This is a genomic window from Kitasatospora sp. NRRL B-11411 (genome assembly GCF_000721345.1).
Lineage (GTDB): Bacteria > Actinomycetota > Actinomycetes > Streptomycetales > Streptomycetaceae > Kitasatospora > Kitasatospora cineracea.
Genome location: NZ_JOGH01000085.1, coordinates 1 through 22,174, shown reverse-complemented (window position 1 = coordinate 22,174; position 22,174 = coordinate 1). Strand labels below are relative to the sequence as shown.

At 72.5% G+C, this 22,174-nt stretch carries 17 protein-coding genes, 1 tRNA gene and 2 pseudogenes; 11 read left to right on the top strand and 9 right to left on the bottom strand.

Going from position 1 to position 22,174, the window contains the following annotated elements; all coding sequences use genetic code 11:
- Window positions 1–4: 4 nt before the first annotated feature.
- The 5 genes from IH44_RS0128555 (at window position 5) to IH44_RS0128535 (ending at window position 4,405) form a co-directional block, all read left to right on the top strand.
- On the top strand, window positions 5–451 hold the full coding sequence (locus IH44_RS0128555; protein WP_030462633.1) for a VOC family protein: 447 nt from the start codon (window positions 5–7) through the stop codon (window positions 449–451).
- Between the two features lie 94 nt (window positions 452–545).
- Window positions 546–1,733 (top strand): low temperature requirement protein A, encoded by a 1,188-nt coding sequence (locus IH44_RS0128550; RefSeq protein ID WP_051817425.1) that lies wholly within the window; start codon window positions 546–548, stop codon window positions 1,731–1,733.
- Between the two features lie 147 nt (window positions 1,734–1,880).
- Window positions 1,881–3,089 (top strand): MFS transporter, encoded by a 1,209-nt coding sequence (locus IH44_RS0128545; RefSeq protein ID WP_030462631.1) that lies wholly within the window; start codon window positions 1,881–1,883, stop codon window positions 3,087–3,089.
- 41 nt (window positions 3,090–3,130) lie between these two features.
- The gene (locus IH44_RS0128540) at window positions 3,131–3,505 is read left to right on the top strand and encodes a nuclear transport factor 2 family protein (RefSeq protein ID WP_030462630.1); all 375 of its coding nucleotides are present in this window, start codon (window positions 3,131–3,133) and stop codon (window positions 3,503–3,505) included.
- Window positions 3,506–3,577: 72 nt separating this feature from the next.
- Entirely contained in the window at window positions 3,578–4,405 is an 828-nt protein-coding gene (locus IH44_RS0128535) for an SDR family NAD(P)-dependent oxidoreductase (protein ID WP_030462629.1), read from the top strand.
- Between the two features lie 84 nt (window positions 4,406–4,489).
- On the opposite strand, the gene IH44_RS0128530 is transcribed toward IH44_RS0128535, so the two are convergent.
- The 5 genes from IH44_RS0128530 to IH44_RS0128510 form a co-directional block, all read right to left on the bottom strand.
- Window positions 4,490–5,740, bottom strand: coding sequence for an IS701 family transposase (locus IH44_RS0128530; protein WP_051817424.1), 1,251 nt, complete (start codon window positions 5,738–5,740; stop codon window positions 4,490–4,492).
- A 95-nt stretch (window positions 5,741–5,835) separates the two neighbouring features.
- Window positions 5,836–8,010: an AGE family epimerase/isomerase gene (locus tag IH44_RS0128525; protein WP_030462627.1), complete on the bottom strand. Its 2,175-nt coding sequence runs from the start codon at window positions 8,008–8,010 to the stop codon at window positions 5,836–5,838.
- Window positions 8,007–10,142 carry a glycogen debranching protein GlgX gene (glgX, locus tag IH44_RS0128520; RefSeq protein WP_051817423.1) on the bottom strand — a complete coding sequence of 712 codons (2,136 nt, stop codon included), beginning with the start codon at window positions 10,140–10,142 and terminating at the stop codon, window positions 8,007–8,009. Before glgX ends, IH44_RS0128525 begins: the two co-directional genes overlap by 4 nt.
- A 7-nt stretch (window positions 10,143–10,149) precedes the next feature.
- Window positions 10,150–10,842, bottom strand: coding sequence for an SDR family oxidoreductase (locus IH44_RS0128515; protein WP_030462625.1), 693 nt, complete (start codon window positions 10,840–10,842; stop codon window positions 10,150–10,152).
- 116 nt (window positions 10,843–10,958) lie between these two features.
- Window positions 10,959–12,302 (bottom strand): sugar phosphate nucleotidyltransferase, encoded by a 1,344-nt coding sequence (locus IH44_RS0128510; RefSeq protein ID WP_030462624.1) that lies wholly within the window; start codon window positions 12,300–12,302, stop codon window positions 10,959–10,961.
- 317 nt (window positions 12,303–12,619) lie between these two features.
- Here IH44_RS0128510 and IH44_RS0128505 point away from each other — a divergent pair, with 317 nt between their 5' ends.
- Entirely contained in the window at window positions 12,620–13,036 is a 417-nt protein-coding gene (locus IH44_RS0128505; protein ID WP_157852499.1) for a hypothetical protein, read from the top strand.
- 194 nt (window positions 13,037–13,230) lie between these two features.
- Complete coding sequence (locus IH44_RS0128500; RefSeq protein WP_030462622.1) at window positions 13,231–14,847, top strand: FAD-binding oxidoreductase; 1,617 nt, start codon at window positions 13,231–13,233, stop codon at window positions 14,845–14,847.
- Window positions 14,848–14,904: 57 nt separating this feature from the next.
- Here IH44_RS0128500 and IH44_RS46750 read toward each other — a convergent pair.
- Window positions 14,905–14,986, bottom strand: a tRNA-Leu gene (locus IH44_RS46750).
- A gap of 386 nt (window positions 14,987–15,372) precedes the next feature.
- Here IH44_RS46750 and IH44_RS0128495 point away from each other — a divergent pair.
- Both IH44_RS0128495 and IH44_RS0128490 read left to right on the top strand, forming a co-directional pair.
- Window positions 15,373–16,146: an ABC transporter ATP-binding protein gene (locus IH44_RS0128495; RefSeq protein ID WP_030462621.1), complete on the top strand. Its 774-nt coding sequence runs from the start codon at window positions 15,373–15,375 to the stop codon at window positions 16,144–16,146.
- A 61-nt stretch (window positions 16,147–16,207) separates the two neighbouring features.
- The gene (locus IH44_RS0128490) at window positions 16,208–18,772 is read left to right on the top strand and encodes an ABC transporter permease (protein ID WP_030462620.1); all 2,565 of its coding nucleotides are present in this window, start codon (window positions 16,208–16,210) and stop codon (window positions 18,770–18,772) included.
- Between the two features lie 62 nt (window positions 18,773–18,834).
- Here the strand turns inward: IH44_RS0128490 and IH44_RS41560 are convergent.
- Window positions 18,835–19,280: pseudogene (locus IH44_RS41560) on the bottom strand (peptidylprolyl isomerase).
- Between the two features lie 169 nt (window positions 19,281–19,449).
- On the opposite strand from IH44_RS41560, the gene IH44_RS0128480 reads away from it, so the two are divergent.
- Window positions 19,450–20,319, top strand: a complete 870-nt coding sequence (locus tag IH44_RS0128480; RefSeq protein ID WP_030462619.1) for a Bax inhibitor-1/YccA family protein — start codon at window positions 19,450–19,452, stop codon at window positions 20,317–20,319.
- A gap of 51 nt (window positions 20,320–20,370) precedes the next feature.
- Window positions 20,371–20,709, top strand: coding sequence for a hypothetical protein (locus IH44_RS0128475; protein ID WP_051817422.1), 339 nt, complete (start codon window positions 20,371–20,373; stop codon window positions 20,707–20,709).
- A gap of 103 nt (window positions 20,710–20,812) precedes the next feature.
- Here the strand turns inward: IH44_RS0128475 and IH44_RS0128470 are convergent, their stop codons facing one another.
- Window positions 20,813–21,772: a hypothetical protein gene (locus IH44_RS0128470; RefSeq protein WP_051817421.1), complete on the bottom strand. Its 960-nt coding sequence runs from the start codon at window positions 21,770–21,772 to the stop codon at window positions 20,813–20,815.
- A 278-nt stretch (window positions 21,773–22,050) separates the two neighbouring features.
- Window positions 22,051–22,174 (bottom strand): annotated as a pseudogene (locus IH44_RS44675) (acetyl-CoA C-acetyltransferase); the annotation flags it as partial.

The following is a 22,174-nucleotide window of genomic DNA, read 5'->3' as shown; positions in this document are numbered from 1 at the left end:
CGCGATGACCGCACCCGCCGCACTGCGCTGGGCGCACGTCGGCCTCAACTGCCGCGACCAGGCGGCCACCGAGGAGTTCTACACCCGCTGGTTCGGCTTCCGCCGGGCCCGGGTGGTGGCCGGCGACGGCTGGCAGGTGGTCTTCCTGCGCCGCGGCGAGGCCTGGCTGGAGCTGTTCGCCAGCGACGCCGAGCCCGCCCCCGCCGCCAAGGAGGACGGCCCGGCCAACCCCGGCACGGTCCGCCACCTGGCCTTCCAGGTGGACGACGTGGACGCCTTCCTGGCCGGCGCCGACGGCGGGTTGAGCGTCTCGCTCGGCCCGCTCGGCTTCGACGAGTACATCCCCGGCTGGCGCACGGTCTGGGTCACCGACCCGGACGGCGTCGTCATCGAGGTCAGCCAGGGCTACACCGACCAGAGCCCCGAGGAGCTGGCCCGGTACGACGCCTGACCCCCACCGGCCGGCCCGCCCGCCCCCGCGGCGGCCGGGCCGGCCACTGCCCGTACCGCCCGGACGTCCCCGCCCGGGCAGAGAGGGTGAGGAGATGTTCCACCACCACCCCCACGAGCACGCCGCCGACGGCACCCGCTCCCGGGCCACCTGGGCGGAACTGTTCTACGACATCGTGCTCGCCTTCGGCGTCAGCCAGACCACCCACATCCTCGGCCACGCGCCCAGCTGGGCGACGTTCGGCCAGGCCCTGCTGATGCTCACCCCGCTGTGGTGGGCCTGGGTGGACGTCGCGCTGGCCGTCACCATGGTCGAGGAGACCCACGTCGAACGGCTGCTGCTGCTCGCCGCCGGCCTGGCCACCTACGGCATGGGCGTGGCCGCGCCGCGCGCGATGTCCGGGCACGCCGGCGCGGCGCTGTTCGCCGGCTCGTACCTGGTGCTGCGGCTGCTGATGGGCGAGGCCACCCGGCGCGACCGCCCCTTCGCCCGCACCATCCACCCGTACTCGGTCGGCGTGGTGTTCGCGCTGGCGCTGACCGCCGGGGCCTTCGCCAGCGGCCCGGCCCGGGCCGCGATCTGGGCCGGCGCCATCCTGGCCGAGGCCGTGCTGCCCGCGGTGATGAGCCGCCGGCTGCACGCCATGACCTACAGCGCGGCCCACCTGCCGGAGCGCTTCGGCCTGTTCATCATCATCGCGCTCGGCGAGAACATCCTCGCGGTCGGCGCCCGGGCCTCGGCCGGGGCGCTCACCGCCGCGCTGATCGCCGCCCTGGTGCTCAGCTTCGTGATCGGCGGCGCGCTGTGGTGGCTGTACTTCCACCTCGCCGCGCCCGCCGTCGAGCACGCGATGCGCACCCACCGCACCCCGGCCACCGTGGTGCGCGACGTGCTCAGCTACGGCCACCTGGTGCTGGTGCTCGGCCTGCTGCTGGTCGCGGTCGGCACCGGCAACACCGTCGCCCACCCCACCGGCGTCCCGCACGACCCGAGCGCGGCCCTGCTCCCGATCGGCGCCGCGATCTTCGCCCTGACCTTCGGCTACACCCGCTGGCGGATGTTCGGCGCCGCCTCGGCGACCCGGATCGGGGCCGGACTGTGCCTGCTCGGCCTGGCCGCCGGGGCCCCGTTCCTGCCCGCGATCGCCACCCTGGGGGCGACCGCCGTCCTGCTGGTCGCCGTCAGCGGCCTGGAGCACTGGCTGGTGGCCACCGGGCGCCCGGTGCCGCTGCTGTTCCACCGTCCCGTTCCCACCGGTCACGAGTTGACGCAGTACCGCTGACGACCTTTCACAGTGCCCCGCGGGGGCGCGGTCCGAGCACCCGGCCCGGGCCGCCTGGCTAGCGTTTTGAACGCGGGCACGCCCGGCCGATGCCGTCACCCGAACCTGCTCACCGCGCACCGGAATCCACCTGCGAAACGAGGTCCCGTGAATCCTCGAAACCCCACCCCTGCCCTGCTCGCGCTGGCACTCGGCTACTTCAGCCTGGGCACCATCTCGCTCGCCGTCGTCGGCCTCAACGCCCCGATCGGCAAGAGCCTGGAGGTCGCCCCGGCCAGCGTCGGCCTGCTGGTCACCGTGTTCGCCCTCACCTTCGCGGTGGGCGCGCCGACGGCACCGGCCCTGCTGCGCCGGATGGACCGCAAGAAGGTCCTGCTGCTCGGCCTGGCGCTGCTCACCGTCGGCGGCGGCCTCAGCGCCGTCGCCCCCGACTACACCACCATGACGCTCACCCGGGTGCTCGGCGCGATCGGCGCGGCGATCTTCGGACCGGCCTCCTCGGCGGCCGGCGCGGCCATCGTCGGACCGGAGCGGCGCCACCGGGCGCTGGCCACGGTGTTCGCCGGCATGACCGCCGCCTCCGTGCTCGGCGTCCCGCTCGCCTCCTTCCTGGGCTCCACCATGAGCTGGCGCCCGGCCCTGCTGGGCGTCAGCGCGCTCTCCGCGCTGGCCCTGGTGCTGGTGGCGGTGCTGGTCCCGGACCTGCCGGCCGGCGAACCGCCGACCGCCCAGGCGTACCGGGCCGCGCTGCGCACCCCCGGCGCGCTGCCCACCGTCACCACCACCCTGCTGTTCATGGCCGCCCAGTTCACCGTGTACGGCGTGGCCGGCGCCTACCTGGCGGCCCGCTTCGACGCCACCGCCGGCATGGTCTCCGGCACCCTGATGGCCTTCGGCGTCGTCGGCGTGATCGGCAACGGGCTGGCGCCGCGGATCAGCGAGAAGCTCGGCGGCACCCGCACCATCACGGTGTCGCTGGTCGGCCTGGGCGCGGCCCTGGCCCTGCTGGTCGTCACCCCGAAGGCGGCGGTCGCCGGCCTGCTGCTGTTCGCGGTCTGGGCCTTCTTCAGCCAGATGTACCAGGCCCCGCAGCAGGCCCGGCTGATCGCCGTGCTGCCCGCCCACCCGGCGCTGATCCTGGCGCTGAACGCCTCCGCGCTGTACCTGGGCATGAGCCTGGGCAGCCTGATCGGCTCCACCTTCCTGCCCTCGGTCGGCGCGACCCTGATGCCCGGGCTCGCCCTGCTGATGCTGATCGCGGCAGCCGGCGCGCACGTGCTGTCCGGCCGCGGCACCAAGACCCCGGCGGCCCCGGCTCCGGCCGAGCAGCCGGTCCCCGCACCATCCACCTCCTGACCACCAGGCACCACCGAAACCCACGAACGGGAGAGTCCGAGATGTCCGAGCACAACAAGCAGCTGGTGACCCAGTACCTCACCACCGTCTGGAACGACGGCGAGACCGACGAGGCCGACCGCTTCCTCGCCGAGGACCTCGTCCAGCACAACCCCAACCTGCCCGACGGCCGCAAGCCGGTGGTCGAGTTCGTCGCCGGGTTCAAGACCCAGGTCCCGCAGGGCCGGTTCACGATCCGGCGGATCGCCGCCGACCAGGACCTGGTCTTCGTGCACAGCCACTTCACCGCGCAGGACGGCGACCGCGGCATGGCCGTGGTGGACGTCTTCCGCATCGCCGACGGCCTGATCGCGGAGCACTGGGACGTCAAGGAGAACGTCCCGGAGACCACCGCCAGTGGCCACCCGATCGTCTGATCGACCATCCGCTGCCCGGAAGCACCGACGGCGCTTCCGGGCAGCGCCCTTCTCCAGACCACGGAGGCTGCTGTGACCCCCATCGAAGAACAGACCGTCCTCATCACCGGCGCCACCGACGGCCTCGGCCGCGCCATGGCCCGCGAACTCGCCGCCCGCGGCGCCACCCTGGTGCTGCACGGCCGCAGCCGGGAGCGGGGCGAGGCCCTGCTCGCCGAACTGCGCGCCGAGACCGGCAACGACCGGATCAGCTACCTGCTGGCGGACTTCGCCCGGCTCTCCGACATCCACAAGCTCGCCGAGCGGGCGGCCGGCCTGGAACGGCTCGACGCGCTGGTCAACAACGCCGGCATCGGCGTCGAACTCGACCGCCAGGAGAGCTGGGACGGCCACGAGCTGACCTTCCAGGTCGACTACCTGGCCGCGTACGTGCTGTCGGTGCGCCTCGCCCCGCTGCTGGCCCGCTCCGCCCCGGCCCGGATCGTCAACGTCACCTCGGCCGGCCAGGCGCCGGTCAACTTCGACGACGTGATGCTGCGCCGCGGCTGGGACGGCGTCCAGGCGTACTGCCAGGCCAAGCTGGCCCAGATCATGCTGACCTTCGACCTGGCCGAGGCACTGGCCGGCACCGGCGTGACGGTCAACGCGCTGCACCCGGCGTCGTACATGCCGACCAAGATGGTGGTCAACCTCTACACCCCGCAGAGCACCGTCGCCGAGGGCGTGCGGCACACCCTGCGGCTGGTCACCGACCCGGCCCTGGACGGCGTCACCGGGCGGTACTTCAACCGCTCGACCGAGGCCCGGGCCAGCAACCAGGCGTACGAGAGCGGCGCGCGGGCGCGGCTGCGGGCGCTGAGCGAGCAGCTGACCGGCGTGCCGTTCGACGCGGCGCGCTGAGCCGGGGGCCCGGTGGGCGTCCGCCCCGGACCCGGCGCTCGGGGGCGGCCCGCCGGGCCGCCCCCGAGGTGCCGGCGGCGCCGGTCAGCCGGTGGCCGAGGACTCGTGGGCGGCCTCCAGGCCGGCCAGCCGGCCCAGCAGGTCGTAGCCGTGCGCGGCGGCGACCAGCGTGACGTGGTGGTGCCAGCCGCGGTAGGACCGGCCCTCGAAGTCGCCGAGGCCGTAGTCGCGGTGCAGCCGCTCGACGGTGTCGGCGGAGCGGCCGCGCAGCTCGGCGAGGGCGACCAGCTCGGGCAGCCGGTGCACCGGCAGGTCGGTCACCCAGTAGGTGCGCGGCTGGGAGCGCCCGAACGGCCACTCGACCACCAGGTGGCGGGGGGCGGCGGGCGCCAGCTCGGCGAAGCGGCCGCGGCGGGCGCCGCGCCCGTCGGAGAGCGGCACCACCAGGAACTGCGAGTGCCGCACCCGGGCGGCCGGCCCCTCCCGCCAGGCCAGCACCGCGCGGTCGCCCTGCGGGACCGGCTCGTCGGCGAGCTCGGCGGCCCGCCGGCGGACGGTGGCGGGCGCCCGGCGCACCGGCTGGGCGCCGTGGGTGACCGGCAGGGCCCGCTGGGCGCCGGTGGCGCAGGCGGGCAGCACGGTGCCGGCGCCGACCTGGACCAGGTAGCCGAGGCCGCGCTCCTCCAGGCCGAGCAGCAGCGGCTCGACCTCCTTCTCGCTGCTCCAGTCGGCGAGCACGGGGGCACCGGGCACGTCCCAGCCCAGCATCTCGTCGACCGAGTCGAGCAGCAGCCGCCAGCGCGGCAGGTGCCGGGCCTCCTCGGGGAGGTGGGCCTGGGTGCGCAGCGCCCGGTCGGTGTCCCAGTGCCGGGGCAGCGCCAGCTGCCAGGCGACCGGCTGGGCGCCGTGCGGCAGGACCAGCGAAGTGGCCAGGGCCAGCTGGCAGTTCATGGTGCGGCCCTCGGCGGGGACGAACTGGCGGGCGACGCCGGCCGAGCGGGTGCCGTTCTTGGCGAACACCACGTCGTCGACGGCCCAGGCGAGCGGGGCGGCGGCCGCGGCGACCAGCTCGGCGAGCCGGCGGCGGACGTCGCCCACCTCCCAGGTGGACTGGTTGACGAACTGCTGGATGGGCTGCACCGTGCGTCGGCCGAGCACCTGCTCGGAGATGTTGGCGGGAGTCTTGCGGCCGTCCGCCTGGCGCAGGCCGCGGAGGTAGACCTCGCCCCAGCGCCGCTGGTCGGAGCGGGCGAAGCAGCTGAAGAGTTCGTGGCAGTACGCGGAGATTCCGTCCTGCCGCAGGCCGGCGTGCGGTGCACGGAGGTTCGAAATCATGGACACATCGATCCTTGGGTGAGGTTCTGGCGCGATGGCGGTCGGGCCGGGCCCCGCCCCCGCCGGGTGGGGCACGGCGGGGGCGGGGCGGCGGGTCAGTCCGTGACGCAGGTCCGGTCCTCGTCGACCAGGAAGGCGTCGGTGGCCAGCAGGGCCTGGGTGACCTCGGGGAGACTGCAGCCGACGATCACGAAGTCGACCTCGAGGCCCATCTTGGCGCGCTGGAACAGCAGTTCGTTGATGGCCGGGCGGCCGATCTCGGTCACCTTGCAGAGGTGGAACTCCACCCGGCGGGGCTCCACCGACAGCGCCTCGGCCAGGCAGCGGCGGAACTTCTCCAGCTCCTCGCGGTCGATCACGCCCTCGCAGTGGATGTGCGCGGTCTTGCCGTCGAAGTCGCTGGAGACCCGCAGCCGCATGTCGGCCGGCTCGACCTCCACCCGGACCTTCAGCGGGCGGCTGCTCAGCGGCAGCCGGACGGTCAGCTGCTTGGGGTCGAAGTCCTGGTACGGCTCGTCGTCGACCCACACCCGGGAGAGCTGGACCGAGCCGGCCGGCAGCAGGTCCGGCGCCACCCGCAGCAGGCGGTCCGGGAAGGCCCCGGGCTGCGGCCGGAAGTGCAGGGTGAGCGGCGCCGAGGTGATCAGCAGGCCGGTGTAGGCGGCGGCCAGGTAGCACAGCTCCAGCGCGTGGTAGCCGGCCATCGAGTGGCTGCCCTTGAGCCGCTCGGTGCCGACCAGGTACGGGATGCCGTTGGCCAGCACGTTGAAGTAGACGCCGCCGTCGTCGTAGTCGAGGAAGAAGGCGTTGTAGAAGGCGGCCGACTCGCGGGCCAGCCGGCGGTGCTCCGGGTCGCCGGAGACGCCGGCCAGGATCAGGTAGGCGAGGATCGCCTGCTCCTGCTGCCACCAGGCCTTGCGGTCGTGCCAGACCAGGTGGTGGGCGCCGGTGTCCGGGTCGGCCACCCGCTCCACCACGTCGTACCAGCCGCCGCGCTGCTGGTCGCTGCCGACCGGCGGCATCAACTCGGCGATCCGCTCGGCCAGTTCGGAGTAGCGGGGCTTGTCGTGCAGGGCGCGGATCCGGGTCAGGTTCCAGGCGATCTTGAGGTTGTGGCCGACCACCGCGCGGTTCTGCTGCCAGCCCCAGGAGCGGTCGGGGCTCCAGTCGCCGTGGAAGCGCTCCTGGACGAACGGGCTGGCCGGCTCGTCCGGGAAGCGCTCGGCGATGGTGTCGGCGGTCTCCTCCAGCAGCTTCGAGAAGTCCTCCCGGCCGGTGGCGAGGTAGGCGTTGACCAGGTACGCCGGGGCGTGGTCGCCGATCGAGTTCCAGTTCTTCCGGGACCGGTTGGGGCCGAGCGAGTCGGCCCGCGGGTCCATGGTGATCGGGTCGAGGTGGGAGAAGAAGCCGCCCTGCTCCTCGTCCCGGAAGAAGCGCTCGAACAGGGCGACCGTGCGGTCGATGTCGTCGAGGATCCGCGGGTCGCCGGTGATCCGGTAGGTCTGGGTCGGCCCGGCCAGCGCGTAGATCTGCTCGTACATCGGGATGGCGTCGAAGTCGTCGCCGAACTCCGAGGCGTAGACCTTGCGCTGGCCGGCCCCGCCGATGTCGATGCCGTGGTACCAGTAGACGACGCCCTCCGCGTCGTCGACGACCCGCATGTGCTCGCGCAGGTACTCGGTGCCGGACTCGGCGGCGTTCAGGAACCGCTCCTCGCCGGTGAGCATGAAGGCGGTGGCCAGGCCGTAGACCAGCCGGGAGATGGTGTCGGTCTCCTGCCGCACGTCCGCGCCGGTGAAGTCCGGGACGTGGGTGCCGCTCAGGGTGAGCCGGGTGCGGAAGCTGCGCCAGTCGTACCGGCCGTCCTTGCCGGGGCCGTCCGGGAAGTGGCCGCGCAGGTAGAAGTCGGCGATCTCGGCGGCCTGCTGCACCCACCACTTGGGGTGCTCGAAGACGTAGTTGCCGCGGCTGGTCTCCGGGAAGGTGATCTGCCGGGCCTCGATCCGCTCGCCGCCGTCCCAGCGGTAGAACAGGCCGTAGACGAAGACGTACCGGCCCTCGGCCAGCATGTCGCGGGTGGCCGCGCCGGTGTCGCGCGGGCCGTCGCCGAGGTTGCGGACGATCTCCGAGCCCAGGAAGCCGTCCAGGTGGATGGTGAACTCGCGCCCGTCCGAGGTCCGCAGGCCGAACCGGTCGTGGGCGGGGTCGTAACTGGTGACGTAGCCGGCGATGCTGTCGGAGTACATCCGCCGGGTGTCGGGTGCGTTCATCGGTGCGTTCCTCCCTCGTCGGGCAGCGCCACCAGGACGACGACGCTGCGGCCCTGGGCGTGGAAGCCGTGACCGTGGACGGGCTCCTCGGCGCCGGGGGCGAGGACGTCCTCGCCGGGGCCCCGCGCGGTGTCCACCAGGCGGGCCCACCGGTGGCCGTCGACCGGCGGCAGCTCGAAGTCCAGGCCCAGGTGGAACATGTTGAGGATGACGTGCAGGTCCGGGTCGCCCTCGAAGCCGGCCAGGGTCAGCGCCAGCACCCGGGCCTGCGGGTCGTCCCAGCCCGGCTGCTCCAGCCGGGTGCCGTGCCAGGTGACGTCGGGCAGGCCGCGGGCGTTGGTGCGGCCGGAGAAGAACCGGGCCTCGCGCACCGCGCGGAAGCGCCGGCGCAGCGCGGTCATGTTCCGGAAGAAGTCCCGGACCTCGGTCTCCTTCTCGGCCTGGTTCCAGTCCAGCCACGCGGTCTCGTTGTGCTGGCAGTACGCGTTGTTGTTGCCGCCCTGGCTGTTGCGGAACTCGTCGCCGGCCAGCAGCATCGGCACGCCCCGGCTGAGCAGCAGCACGGCGGCGTGGTTCTTGATCTGCCGCACCCGCAGCCGCTCGACGTCCGCCGAGTCGCTGGGGCCCTCCACGCCGCAGTTCCAGCTGAAGTTCTCGTGGGCGCCGTCCGCGTCGGCCTCGCCGTTGGCCCAGTTGTGCTTCTCGTCGTAGCTGACCAGGTCGTTGAGCGTGAAGCCGTCGTGGCAGGTGATGAAGTTGATGCTGTTGGTGGGCAGTTCGCCGTCCTTGCCGAACAGGTCGGGCGAGCCGCCGAGCCGGGTCGCCACCGTGCCGACCAGGCCGGCGTCGCCGCGCACGAAGCGCCGGACGTCGTCCCGGTAGGGGCCGTTCCACTGGGCCCAGCGCTTCCCCGGGAAGCGGCCGACCTGGTAGAGGCCGCCGCCGTCCCACGGCTCGGCGATGATCTTCGACTCGGAGAGGATCCCGGACAGCTCGATCCCCCACAGCACCGGCGGTACGTCCATCTCGTAGCCGCCGGCCCCGCGCGAGAGCTCCGAGGCCAGGTCGAACCGGAAGCCGTCCACGTGGTGCTCGGTCACCCAGTACTCGAGGCACTCGATGACGAACTTGGCCACCGCCGGGTGGTTGGCGTTGATCGCGTTGCCGCAGCCGGTGAAGTCCATGTAGTGCCGGCGGTCCTGCGGCCACAGGTGGTAGTACACCTCGTTGGCCTGGCCGCGGAAGCTGATCACCGGGCCGTTCTCGTTGCCCTCCGAGGTGTGGTTGAAGACCACGTCGAGGATCACCTCGATGCCGGCCCGGTGCAGCGCCTTCACCATGTCGCGGAACTCGGTGATGTGGGTGCACTCGCACGGGTCCGAGCAGTAGCCGGTGTGCGGCGCGAAGAACCCGAACGGGTCGTAGCCCCAGTAGTTGTGCAGCGGCGCGCCGTTCGGCCCGATCCGCAGCACCTGCCGCTCGTCGAAGTCGAAGACCGGCAGCAACTCGACCGCGGTGACGCCGAGCTCCTTCAGGTACGGGATCTTCTCCACCACCCCGTTGAAGGTGCCGGGATGGGCCACCCCCGAGGACGGCGAGGCGGTGAGCCCGCCGACGTGCAGCTCGTAGATCACGGTGTCCGCCAGCGGGGTGCGCAGCGGCTCGTCGCCCTCCCAGTCGTAGCCGTCCAGGTCGACCACCATGCTGCGCATCGAGTACGCGCAGTTGTCCTCGGTGCCGACCGCCCGGGTGCGGTCCCACAGCGAGTTGACGTTGGCCCGGGCGTACGGGTCGATCAGCACCTTGCGCGGGTTGAAGAAGGTGCCGGACTCCCTGGTGCGGCGCGGGCCGTCGACCCGGTACGCGTACACCTGGCCCTCGGTCAGGCCGGAGAGGTGGCAGTGCCAGAAGTGGTAGCTGCGGTGCCGTTCCGGGTCGAGCGGGACCACCCGGGCCGGGGCCAGGTCCTCGTGGTGGGCGAAGAGCAGCAGGTCGACCCGGGTGGCGTGCTCGGAGTAGAGCGAGAAGTTGACCCCGTCGGCGTCCAGGGTGGCACCGAGCGGCTGGGCGCGGCCGGGTCCGATCGCGGCCGCCTCGATCGCGGCCCTGCGGGCCTCGTGGTGTTGGCTCATGTCGTCGTCAGCCCACCGGCGTCCGGTCGCCCTGGAGCCCGGCGAACGCCTCGCTCCACGCCGGGGAGGCGCTGCCGGGCTCGTTGAAGATCTCGAAGGTGACGCCGTCCGCGGCCGGGTGGAGCAGCGCCTGGACGCAGGCCTCGGCCAGGTCCGGCCGGGAGACCTGGCCGGAGCCCAGGTCGCCCTGCTCCAGCCGGACCCGCTCGCCGGCCTCCCGGGTGTCGGTGAGCCAGCCCGGCCGGATCACGGTGTACGGCAGGCCGGAGTCGCGGACCGCGTTCTCGCCGGCCAGCCGCCACTCCAGCACCCGGCCGTAGGCGTTCAGCGGGTGGGCCAGGTGGGTGGCGTGGATCTGGCTGACCAGCACCACCCGGGGGCGGTGGCCGCCCTCCGCGACGGCCGCCAGGGCGTTGCGCACGCCCTGGTAGGCGGTGGTCTCCGGCCGGTCCGGGCCGCTGTCGGCGGTGCCCGGGTCGACGCAGTAGACCAGGGCCGAGGCGCCGGCCAGCGGTTCGCGCAGGGTCTCCGGCCGGCGGACGTCGCCCTCGAAGAAGAGCGCGCCGGGCGGCAGGCTGCGCCGGGCGTGCTGCACGCTGCGGCCGATCGCGCGGACCGGCGCGCCGCGGTCCAGCAGTCGTTGGGCGACCAGGCGGCCCAGCCGTCCCGAGCCGCCGATCACCGCCACGGGGTTGTCCATCGCTTGCTCCTCGTCTCTGGGGGGCTTCCCGGGTCCTGCCCGGGTCCGCTCGGGGGTGCTCGGGGTGCTCGGGGGTGCTCGGGGTGCTCGGGCCGCGCCGGACCGTCGGGGTGCGCTCAGATCCAGCGCAGGATGTCGTCGGAGCTGGTCAGTCGGGTGCCCGAGGGCAGGTTGGCCAGGGCCGGCACCCGCAGCCGCGGGTAGATGCTCACGCCGGTGAGCCGGGTGCCCTGCCGGACGTGCACGCCGTCGCCGACCGCGCAGTAGCCGTCCATCCGGACCGGGTCGTCCCGGGTGGAGCGGATGTCGGCCATCGGGCCGATGTAGGAGTCGCTGATCCGGGCGTACGGGCCGACCAGCGAGGAGTCGCCGAGCGAGGTCCCGCTCAGCCGGGCGCCCTCGCGCAGTTCGGCGCCGTCGCCGATGTCGGCGTGCTCCAGCCGGACGCCGGAGCCGACGGTGACGTGCCGGCCGATCCGGACGCCCGGGCCGATCACCACGTCGCCGCTGGCGATCTTGTCGGCGAGGGTGGTGCCGGAGGCGTCGTCCTTGGTGTGCAGGCTGCTCTCGTGGATCCAGTACCGCGGGCGGTCGTTGTGCGGTTCGGGCATCAGCCGGTTCATCTGGTGGAAGTCGCCGGACAGCACCTGGCGCAGCGTCGCCAGGTAGTCCTCGACGTTGCCGAGGTCGCCGAGCCGGGCGATGTGGTGCGCGGCCACCGTGCGGCCGTGCCCGACCAGCCAGGGCAGCAGGTCGCCGCCCCAGTCCAGGCGCTGCTGGGCCTGCCGCATCAGCTGCGGCTCCCGGGCGGCCAGCCGCAGCCGGCGGCAGTCCACCAGGTACATGCCCGCGTTGGTGGGCACCAGGGCGCAGTTGTCGCTGGTCGCCTCCGGGAAGACCTCGTGCACCCGGGCCAGGCTGGGCTTCTCGACGAAGCCGGAGACCAGGCCGTCGGCCCCGGTGCGCATCGCGCCGTACTTGCCGGCCACCTCGAGCGGGCTGCGGGCCACCGCGGCCACGGTGACCACGGCGTTGCTCTCCTCGTGGGTGGCCTCCAGCTCGGCCAGGGAGAAGTCGAAGACCGAGTCGACCGGGAGCACCAGCGCCCGCCCGGTGAGGTCCCACTGCTCCAGGTTGTGCAGGGTGGCGGCGCCGGACCCGACGTTGTAGCGGTCGAAGCTGGAGCGCGAGTAGCGCACCTCCACCCCGTACTGCTCGCCGTGGCCCAGCAGCAGTTTGATCTGGCTGCGGTTCTCCAGGCCCTGCGCCACCACGTAGAAGCGGCGGATGCCTTGGTCCCGGCAGGCGTCGACGACCCACTCGATCAGCCGTCGGCCCGCGAACGGGATCAGCGCCTTGCTCCGGATGTAGTCCGCGGACTCGAGGGTGATGGGCTTCGCGCGTTCTCCCCGTCCGCCGGCCAGGATGATCCCGACCGTCCCGCCGTCTCGCTCGGCCATCTCGCTTCCCCTGCTAGGCGACCTTGTCGAAGCAGATACAACACCAGGTGTCAAATCGTGTCAAGGGAGCTGTAAAGTTAATGGACGTGCACATGTCATCTACCGGGGCGGTGGTCGGGGGTGGATCGATTCCGAAAGGAATATTATTCTTTCGGGAATAGGAATTCGGTCGTCGGCAAAGTTGAGACTTCACGACTGCAAATGCTTGCGGCATGATTATCCCGGTCGGTCGCGCTCCGCGCGCGAACAGAGCGAGAGCAGTACGGGAACGGGGGAGCGTGATCAACCGGAGCGGCCGCCGCGCGGCATTCTTCGACGTGAGACACAACCTGCTGTCGGCCGGCTCGGTACTCACCGTGCTGGAGGCGGCGGCCCGCCACCGCTCGGCCGGCGACCTGCTGGTCTGCATCGCCGGCGGACCGCCGCCCGGCGACCCGCCCGGCGATGCGGCCGACTGGCCGGCCGCCGGCCGCCCGACCACCTCGGGCACCGGATTCGCCGCCGATCTGGTGCTGTACGCCGACTCGCCCGACGCCGCGGGCTCCGAGGTGGTGGTGGAGGCGATGGCCCGGCTCGGGCTGGACGCCGCCCAGTGCTTCGCCTACGGCGACCGCCGCGAGGGCCTCACCATCCTGCGGGTGGTCGGCAACCCGCGGGTGGTCGGCCGCGACCCGCTGATGACCGAACTGGCCCGCGACCGCGGCTGGCCCATCCTGCACACCGCGCAGTACTGACCGGAACTCGCACCTCCGAAAATCCCGGTATTCGATAGTCGCCCACCGCACGTGACGCAGTACCGCACCCGGTACGCGGTGGGCGACATCCCGTCTGCGGGGCTGCGTATCGTGCCCGGTATTCGGTCCGATCGCGCGCATTCCGGCCATTCGGCGGGACGGCCGCGACAACGGGAAAGGGCTTGGTGTTGACCTTGGCTGAAACGACCCGTCGCGGGTTCCTCGGAGTGGCCGCCGCACTCGGCGGCACCGTGGCGCTCCCCGTGATTGACAGCTATGCCGCCGACTCTGTCAACAGCGCTGTCGATTCGGTCGCGGTGCCGACCCCGGCCGCCCGCACCGTCTCGCCCGGCGACCCGCGCTACCTCGACCTCACCTCGCGCAGCTACAACGGCCGCTTCGTCGGACAGCCCGACTCGGTGCGGGTGGTGTACACCACCGCGCAGGTGGTCGCGGTGGTGACCGAGGCGGTGCAGAACGGGCGGCGGATCGCCGTCCGCAGCGGCGGCCACTGCCTGGACGGGCTGGTCGACGACCCCGCGGTGCGCACGCTCATCGACATATCCGAGATGACCGCGGTCGGCTACGACCCGGCCCGCCGCGCCTTCATGGTCGAGGCCGGCGCCACCCTCGGCCACGTCTACCGCACCCTCTACCTCGACCACGGCGTCACCGTCCCCGGCGGCACCTGCCCGACCGTCGGGGTCGGCGGCCACGTCACCGGCGGCGGCTACGGCGCGCTCTGCCGCGCCCACGGCGCGATCGTCGACCACCTGTACGCGGTGGAGGTGGTCGTGGTGGACGCCTCCGGCACCGCCCGCGCGGTGGTCGCCACCAGCGACCAGGGCGACCCCAACCGCGAACTGTGGTGGGCGCACACCGGTGGCGGCGGCGGCAACTTCGGCGTGGTCACCCGCTACTGGTTCCGCACCCCCGGCGCCACCGGCACCGACCCGTCCGGACTGCTGCCCAAGCCCCCGGCCACCCTGCTGAAGGCCGCCGCGGTGTGGAAGTGGAGCGACCTGGACGCGGCCGACTTCGCCGCCGTCGTCCGCAACCACGGCGCCTGGCACGCCGCCAACAGCGCCGACGGCTCGCCCTACGCCGGCCTGCACAGCGTGCTGATCCTCGGCAACGCCGCCGTCGGCACCGTGACCCTCAGCGCCCAGATCGACAACACCCTCCCCGACGCGGCCGACCTGATGACCCGCTACCTCGACGCGGTCGCGGCCGGCGTCCGGGCACCCGCCGCCCGCAGCCAGTCCACCTCGCCGTGGCTGAAGGCCACCCTCAAGGACCCGTACGACACCGGCGCGTTCAACCGCACCAAGTCCAAGGGCGCCTACCTGCGCCGGGGTTGGGACGACGGCCAGATCGCCACCCTGTACCGCTACCTCTCCGACCCCGGCTACGACGGGCACAGCTCGATCCTGCTCTACTCCTACGGCGGCCGGGCCAACACCGTCGCCCCCGACGCCACCGCGATGCCGCAGCGCGACTCGATCCTGAAGGCCAACTTCACCACCTACTGGCCCGACCCCGCCCAGGACGCCCGCCACCTGGCCTGGATGGGCTCGCTCTACCGGGACGTGTACGCCGCCACCGGCGGCGTGCCGGTCAGCAACGCGGCCAACGACGGCTCCTACATCAACTACCCGGACGTCGACCTCACCGACCCGCAGTGGAACACCTCGGGCGTGCCCTGGCAGACGCTCTACTACAAGGACAACTACCCCCGGCTGCAGCGGGTGAAGGCCACCTGGGATCCGACCGGCGCCTTCCACCACGCCCTGTCGATCACGGCCGGCTGACCGGGGGAGGTCCGCACTCCTCCGGTCACCAGGAGTGACGGAGGACGGGCAGGAGAGTGCCCAGAGCCGGATTCGAACCGGCACGGCCTCGCGGCCAAGCAGTTTTAAGCTGCCCGTGTCTGCGTTCCACCATCTGGGCCTGGGAGCGCGGCGAACTCAGGCACTGAGCCTAGTCGGCCGGGCGAGTGTTTCGCATATTTCCCGGCGCGGAAGTTGTCATGCTTCCATGCCATCTGACGAAGCGTCCGGCATTTCGGCCACCGGGCGGCGGTTCTCGGCCACCCCGGGCCCCGGACCGCCCCCGGACCGCCCCCGGCGCGGGGCCCGGGGCGGGGGTCGGGGGCGGGGTCATACCGCAGGAGGAGACGGCGGCGGAGGCCGTACGCCTGGCGGTGGTGGGGCAACCGTTCGGCGGAGCGACGTGGGCGGGGCCGGGCGGCCGTGAGGATGGAGTAGCGGTCGGAGGAGTCTTCCGGTCCGGTCGCGCCGTGCCGAACACCGACCCTCCGGACAGGAGTCCCCACCGTGAGCACCTCGACCGCGTACGCAGCCCACACCGGCCTGGCGGCGGCCCGCGCCACCGGCCTGAACAAGGTCTACGGCGAGGGCGAGACCCGCGTCGTGGCGCTCGACGACGTCTCGGTCTCCTTCGGGCGGGGCGAGTTCACCGCGATCATGGGTCCCTCCGGCTCCGGCAAGTCGACGCTGATGCACTGCATGGCCGGGCTGGACAAAGTCACTTCGGGGTCGGCCACCATCGGCGACACCGAGCTGGTCGGGCTGAAGGACAAGCAGCTGACCCGGCTGCGCCGGGACAAGATCGGCTTCATCTTCCAGGCGTTCAACCTGCTGCCCACGCTGACCGCGCTGGAGAACATCACGCTGCCGATGGACATCGCCGGCAGCAAGGTCGACCGGGCCTGGCTGGACCGGGTGGTGGAGACCGTCGGCCTGTCCGGCCGGCTCTCGCACCGCCCGGCCCAGCTCTCCGGCGGCCAGCAGCAGCGCGTCGCCTGCGCCCGGGCGCTGGCCTCCAAGCCGGAGATCATCTTCGCCGACGAGCCCACCGGCAACCTGGACTCCCGCTCCGGCGCGGAGATCCTCTCCTTCCTGCGCAACTCGGTGCGCGAACTCGGCCAGACCGTGGTGATGGTGACCCACGACCCGGTGGCCGCCTCGTACGCGGACCGGGTGGTGTTCCTGGCCGACGGCCGGATCGTCGACGAGCTGTTCGGGCCGACCGCCGACACCGTCCTGGACCGGATGCGTCGCTTCGACGCCAAGGGCCGCACCAGCTGACGCCCCGTCAGACCCGTCAGCCACGTCGAACCGACCGCACCCACTCCCCAGGACTGACCCCATGTATCGCACCGCACTGCGCAACGTGCTGGCCCACAAGGGCCGCCTGCTGATGACGGTACTGGCCGTGCTGCTCGGCACCGCCTTCGTGGCCGGCACCCTGGTGTTCTCCGACACCATGGGCCAGGCCATGCGCAACAGCTACTCCACCAGCTTCTCGGACGTCTCGGTGCTGGTCTCCGCCTCCGGCGCGGACGACGGCGGCCCCGCCGACGGCGACGCGCAGCCCGAGGACCGCACCTCGCTGACCCCGGACACCGTCAAGCAGCTGGCCGCGCTGCCCGGCACCGAGCGGGCCCGCGGCGTGGTCTCCGGCTTCACCGGCGTCGCCGACAAGAACGGCAACCTGGTCGGCGAGGCCTGGAGCGCCCGCGGCGCCAACTTCGTCCCGGACGCCGCCGGTGCGGACACCCGCTACCCGATGGCCGAGGGCCGCGGCCCGCGCGCCGAGAACGAGGTCGCGCTGAACCGGCAGGCCGCCGAGAAGGCCGGCTACCACGTGGGCGACACCGTCCGGGTGGCCGGCAACGGCGCCGCCCGGGACGCGGTGCTGACCGGCGTCTTCACCACCGACGACCCCAAGGTCACCTCCGGCGGCACCCTGGTGCTGATGGACACCGCCACCGCCCAGCGGGAACTGCTCGAACCGGGCCGGTTCAGCTCGGTGGTGCTGACCGCCAAGGCCGGCACCTCCGAGCAGGCACTGCTGGAGCAGGCCCGGGCGAAGACCGGCACCGACGGCGTCGAGCTGCAGACCGGGCAGGAGCTCAAGGACGAGCAGACCAAGATGGTCGCCTCCTCGGTCGCCAACACCAAGACCATGCTGCTGGTGTTCGCCGGCATCTCGCTGTTCGTCGGCATCTTCATCATCGTCAACACCTTCACCATGCTGATCGCCCAGCGGCTCAAGGAACTGGCGCTGCTGCGGGCGGTCGGCGCCAGCCGCGGCCAGGTCACCAAGTCGGTGCTGGTGGAGGCGCTCGCCATCGGCGTGATCGCCTCGGTCGGCGGCCTGCTCGCGGGCATCGGCATCGGCGCGGGCCTGCAGTCCCTGCTGCACGCCTTCGACGAGGGCATGCCCACCGGCTCGCTGGTGGTCGCCCCGGTGACGGTGGTCGCCACCCTGGTGGTCGGCGTGGTGGTCACCGTGCTGTCGGCGCTGCTGCCGGCCGTCCGGGCCTCCCGGATCCCCCCGGTGGCGGCGATGAGCAGCGGCGAGCAGCCCAGCACCCAGCGCGGCCTGCTGATCCGCAACAGCATCGGCGTGCTGCTGGCCGGCGCCGGCCTGGGCCTGATCCTGGCCGGGGCGAACGGCAGCGGCTCGGGCGCCCAGCACCTGCTGGAGCTCGGCGCCCCGCTCACCCTGATCGGCGTGTTCGTGCTGCTGCCGCTGCTGTCGCGGCCGGTGATCGCGCTGGTCGGCCCGGTGCTGGCCAAGCTGTTCGGCACCCCCGGCAAGCTGGCCCGGCTGAACGCGGTGCGCAACCCGCGCCGCACCGCCAGCACCGCGGCCGCGCTGACCATCGGCCTGACCCTGGTCACCGCGCTGACCGTGATCGGCAGTTCGGTCACCAGCGCCGTCACCTCGATGGTCGCCGGCTCGATGAAGGCCGACTACGTGGTCGGCATGGCCAACGGCCGCGAGCTGTCCCCCGACCTGACCGGCCTGGTCGCCGGGGCGAAGGGCGTCAAGGCGGTCAGCCAGGTCGACAACGTCTGGTGGCACCTGGACGGCTCCGACCAGGCCAAGGCGATCGAGGGCTACGACGCAGACGCCTTCGACCAGTTGGTCAACCTGACCATGGCCTCCGGCTCCACCGGCGCGCTCAAGCAGGGCCAGGTGCTGGTGAACGACGAGTTCGCCACCACCCACCACCTCTCGGCCGGCTCCACCCTGGCCGCCACCACGGGCAAGGGCGAGGCCGTCACGCTCACCGTCGGCGGCGTCTTCGAGCGCAACGACGGCGTCTCCCCGGTGGTGGCCCCCAACCAGCTGATCGAGCGCCACGACGCCCACCCGCTGGTCCAGCAGATCCTGGTGAAGGGCACCGACGGCCCGAGCGCCGAGCTGAAGCAGTCGATCAAGGACGCCACCGGCCGCAACCCGGTGATGGAGGTCCGGACCATGAAGGACATGGTCGACGAGTTCAGCCGGATCATCTCGACCATGCTCAACCTGATGTACGGCCTGCTCGGCATGGCGGTGATCGTCGCCGTCCTCGGCGTGATCAACACGCTCGCCATGTCGGTGTTCGAGCGCAAGCGCGAGATCGGCATGCTGCGGGCGATCGGCCTGGAGCGGCGCGGCATCAAGCGGATGATCCGCCTGGAGTCCGTGGTGATCTCGGTCTTCGGCGCCTTCGTCGGCGTCCTGCTCGGCTGCTTCCTGGCCTGGGCCGCCACCCGGACCCTCGCCTCCGAACTGAAGGGACTGACCACCGTGATCCCGTACGGCAGCGTGCTGCTCTTCCTCGGCCTCGCCGCCCTGGTCGGCATGGTCGCCGCCCTCTGGCCGGCCCGCCGGGCCTCCCGGATGGACATCCTGACCAGCATCAAGACCGACTGACCCGGCGTCAGGAAGCCGCCCGTCCCCTCCGCGGGGACGGGCGGCTTCCGCGTGCCGGCCGGTCAGCGGGTCTCGATGACGACCTTCTCGATCACCACGTCCTCGACCGGGCGGTCGTTGCGCCCGGTCTCCACACCGACGATCGCGTCCACGACCTTCTGGCTGGCCGGGTCGGTGACCTCGCCGAAGATGCTGTGCTTGCCGGTCAGCCAGGTGGTCGGCCCGACCGTGATGAAGAACTGCGAACCGTTTTGTAGCCCGGGCCGCCGGTGCCGTTGCCCAGCGGGTCGCCGCCCTGGATCATGAAGCCCTCGATGACCCGGTGGAAGACCGTGCCGTCGTACAGCGGCGCGTTGCTCGGCTGCCCGGTGTTCGGGTCGATCCACTGGCGCTCGCCCGTCGCCAGCTCCACGAAGTTCTTGACCGTCTTGGGGGCGTGGTTCGGCAGCAGCCGGATCTCGATGTCGCCCTTGTTGGTCTTCAGGACGGCGTACAGCTCCTCGGCCATCGGGGCCGCCTTTCTGGGTAAGCGTCAGTTGCGCCCCCCACCCTGCCCGCTCGGCGGCCCCCCGCGCAGGCGACACGGGATCATCCTCACGACCGACGCGGAATACTTTGCCAAACCATTACTCTTGTCCCCTGTGTGGGTGGTGCCGTGCCGCCCCGGAGGGAATGTGATGAGAAGCAGGAACCCGGTCTTCTCGCGGGAGGGGTCCTTCACCCGCGACAACCAGTACGCGGGATTCGGCACGCAGACGGCCGCTCAGCCCGGCCAACCCGCGTACGGCTCCCCGTACGCGGGCGGCCCGTACGCCGGCCAGCAGCCGCCGCTGACGGACGACCAGCTCGCCGCGATGTACGGCGCACCGTCCGCGGGACCGGCCCAGACCGGCCGGATGACGATGGACGACGTGGTGGCCCGGACGGCCATGACGCTGCTCACCCTGGTCGCCTTCGGCGCGCTGGCCTGGTTCACCGTGCCGGTCGACAACTTCGCGCCGGCCATCGGCGCCGCGCTGGTCGCCATGGTCATCGGCCTGGTGGTGAGCTTCAAGCGCAGCGTCAACCCGGGGCTGATCCTGGCCTACGCGGCGCTCGAGGGCTTCTTCCTCGGCGCGATCAGCATGGCCCTGGAGACCTTCCTGCCGGGCATCGCCATCCAGGCCGTGCTGGGCACCGCCGCGGTGTTCGCGGCCACGCTGATCGCCTACAAGAGCGGCCGGATCCGGGTCACCCCCCGGTACACCCGGATCGGCCTCACGATCGCCATGGGCTTCGTGCTGCTGATGCTGGTCAACATGGTCGCCGTGCTCTTCGGCGCCGACTTCGGCCTGCGCTCCGGCCCGCTGGGCATCGTGGTCGGCCTGGTCGGCATCGCGCTCGGCGCCTTCTTCCTCACCCTCGACTACGCCGAGATCGAGGAGGGCATCCGGCGGGGCGCCCCCGAGAAGGAGGCCTGGCGGGCCGCCTTCGGCCTGACCCTCTCGCTGGTCTGGATCTACCTGGAGATGCTGCGCCTGATCGCCATCCTGCGCGGCGACGACTGACCGCGCCCCGCCGCGGCCGTTGCGGGGCCCGGCAGGCCCTACGCTCGGGGCATGTCCGAGCACCTCCCCGCCGCCGCGCGGCTGACCGACGCCGTCGACCGGCTCGCCGACCGCTTCCGGGCGATGCCGCAGAGCCGCCTGCTGAACGCCGTCCCCGGCCACCCCTCCCGGGCCGCCGCCGGGCTCGCGCTGGCCCGCCGGCTGGCCGACCGGGCCCGCGCGCTGGAGGGCCTGCCCGCGCTGGAGGTGCCCGACAGCGGGGCGTTCGCGGTCGGCGACCAACTCGCCGTCACCGGGCACGACCTGGCGCTCGCCGTGGGCGACGGCCACCCGCAGGAACTGGCCGCCGCGCTGGCCGACGTCGAACACACCGACCGGCTCACCGCCTGACGCGCCCCCTGACGGACCGTCAGAACGCCGACGGGGCGCCGGAGCGGCACGGGCAACCCCTTGCCGTGCGCTCCGGCGCCCCGTCGCGGGCGCGTGGGCGGCCTCAGATCGAGGCGACCACCCGGTCGGCGAGCACGTAGACCGTCTCGTCGTCGGTGGAGAAGGTCAGCGAGTACGAGCCGGAGAACCGGGACCCGCCCAGCAGCCGGACGTCCTCGCCGGCCCGGACGGCGTCGATCAGCCGGTAGGCGGCCTCCCGGTCACCAGGGGCGACGCACAGCGTGGTGCCGTCGGCGAAGGCGTACACGTCCAGGGTGCCCAGCGGGCCGGGGCGGACGTCGGTCAGTCCGATCCGCTCCTCGGCGAGCGCGGCCAGCCGGTCGTCGGTCCACTCGCGGGACGGGGTCGGGCTGGGCACGAAGTCGGGGTGCGAGGGGTGCCGGCGCGGGTCGGGCGCGGTCGCGGGCTCCGCCTCGGCGTCCAGCAGCCCGGCCTCCAGGCCGGTGGCCAGCAGGTCGGCCTCCCGGCGGGCCTGCACGTCGCCGTTGTCGCCGGGGGCCGGGAAGCCGCCGCCCTGCGCGGGGTGGGCGGGGTGCGCGGGATGGGCGGGGTGCGCGGGGTGCGCGGGGTGGCCGCCGAGGGCGCCGCCGGCCGGGCCGCCGTCCGCCGGGCCGTCCTTGATCAGGTCCTCCAGCGCGTGCCGCAGCGCCTCGCCGAACTCCGGGTCCATCACGCCGTTGTTGTCGGCGGCCTCCTGCGGCCCGGTCGGGCGCGGGAAGAAGATCGGCCAGTCCTCGCCGATGGTGGTGAACGGGGTGTCGAACAGCGGGGAGTCCTCGGCGGCGCGCGCCTCCTGCTCGGCCCAGAACGCCCGGGCCTCGGTGATCTCCCGCTCCCGGTCGGCGGCCAGGGCCTCGGCGACGGCGCGGCGTATCAGCGCCTCGTCCACCTGCGGGGCTGGCTGCCGGGCGTCCAACTTCCGTGCCAGCGTGCGGAGGTGGAGCAGGACGGCGGTGGTCAGGACGATCAGTACCAGCAGCAGGGAGAGGAAGACGGCGCTCACGGAACGTACTCCCAACGAGGAGCGGAACGGGGTTACGTCTCCACACTGCCGTATCGGCGGCCGTTACTGCAGTGGCTGATGTCGGATTTGTTGTGGACTTTCCTACTTGTCCTCAAATTGTTAGGTAATACCTTTCTACGCTGCGGAGTTGATCCAATCCGGTGCGTCGACAATTCGGCCCCGGAAGGCCGAAAAACGGGCCGGATCGCACCCTCGGTGTGATCCGGCCCTCAATCACGCAGTGTCACTCCGAATGGATGAGACGCGCGTCACTCCGCTCAGCTCAGGCGCTCGATGACCATCGCCATGCCCTGTCCGCCGCCGACGCACATGGTCTCCAGGCCGAACTGCTTGTCGTGCCACTGGAGGGAGTTGATCAGGGTGGTGGTGATGCGGGCGCCG

Excerpts from the sequence above, each read along its gene's own strand:
- IH44_RS0128555 (WP_030462633.1), top strand. The coding sequence starts at position 5 with ATGACCGCACCCGCCGCACTGCGCTGGGCGCACGTCGGCCTCAACTGC.
- IH44_RS0128550 (WP_051817425.1), top strand. The coding sequence starts at position 546 with ATGTTCCACCACCACCCCCACGAGCACGCCGCCGACGGCACCCGCTCC.
- IH44_RS0128540 (WP_030462630.1), top strand. The coding sequence starts at position 3,131 with ATGTCCGAGCACAACAAGCAGCTGGTGACCCAGTACCTCACCACCGTC.
- IH44_RS0128530 (WP_051817424.1), bottom strand. The coding sequence starts at position 5,740 with ATGATTTCGAACCTCCGTGCACCGCACGCCGGCCTGCGGCAGGACGGA.
- IH44_RS0128525 (WP_030462627.1), bottom strand. The coding sequence starts at position 8,010 with ATGAACGCACCCGACACCCGGCGGATGTACTCCGACAGCATCGCCGGC.
- glgX (WP_051817423.1), bottom strand. The coding sequence starts at position 10,142 with ATGAGCCAACACCACGAGGCCCGCAGGGCCGCGATCGAGGCGGCCGCG.
- IH44_RS0128515 (WP_030462625.1), bottom strand. The coding sequence starts at position 10,842 with ATGGACAACCCCGTGGCGGTGATCGGCGGCTCGGGACGGCTGGGCCGC.
- IH44_RS0128510 (WP_030462624.1), bottom strand. The coding sequence starts at position 12,302 with ATGGCCGAGCGAGACGGCGGGACGGTCGGGATCATCCTGGCCGGCGGA.
- IH44_RS0128490 (WP_030462620.1), top strand. The coding sequence starts at position 16,208 with ATGTATCGCACCGCACTGCGCAACGTGCTGGCCCACAAGGGCCGCCTG.
- IH44_RS0128480 (WP_030462619.1), top strand. The coding sequence starts at position 19,450 with ATGAGAAGCAGGAACCCGGTCTTCTCGCGGGAGGGGTCCTTCACCCGC.
- IH44_RS0128475 (WP_051817422.1), top strand. The coding sequence starts at position 20,371 with ATGTCCGAGCACCTCCCCGCCGCCGCGCGGCTGACCGACGCCGTCGAC.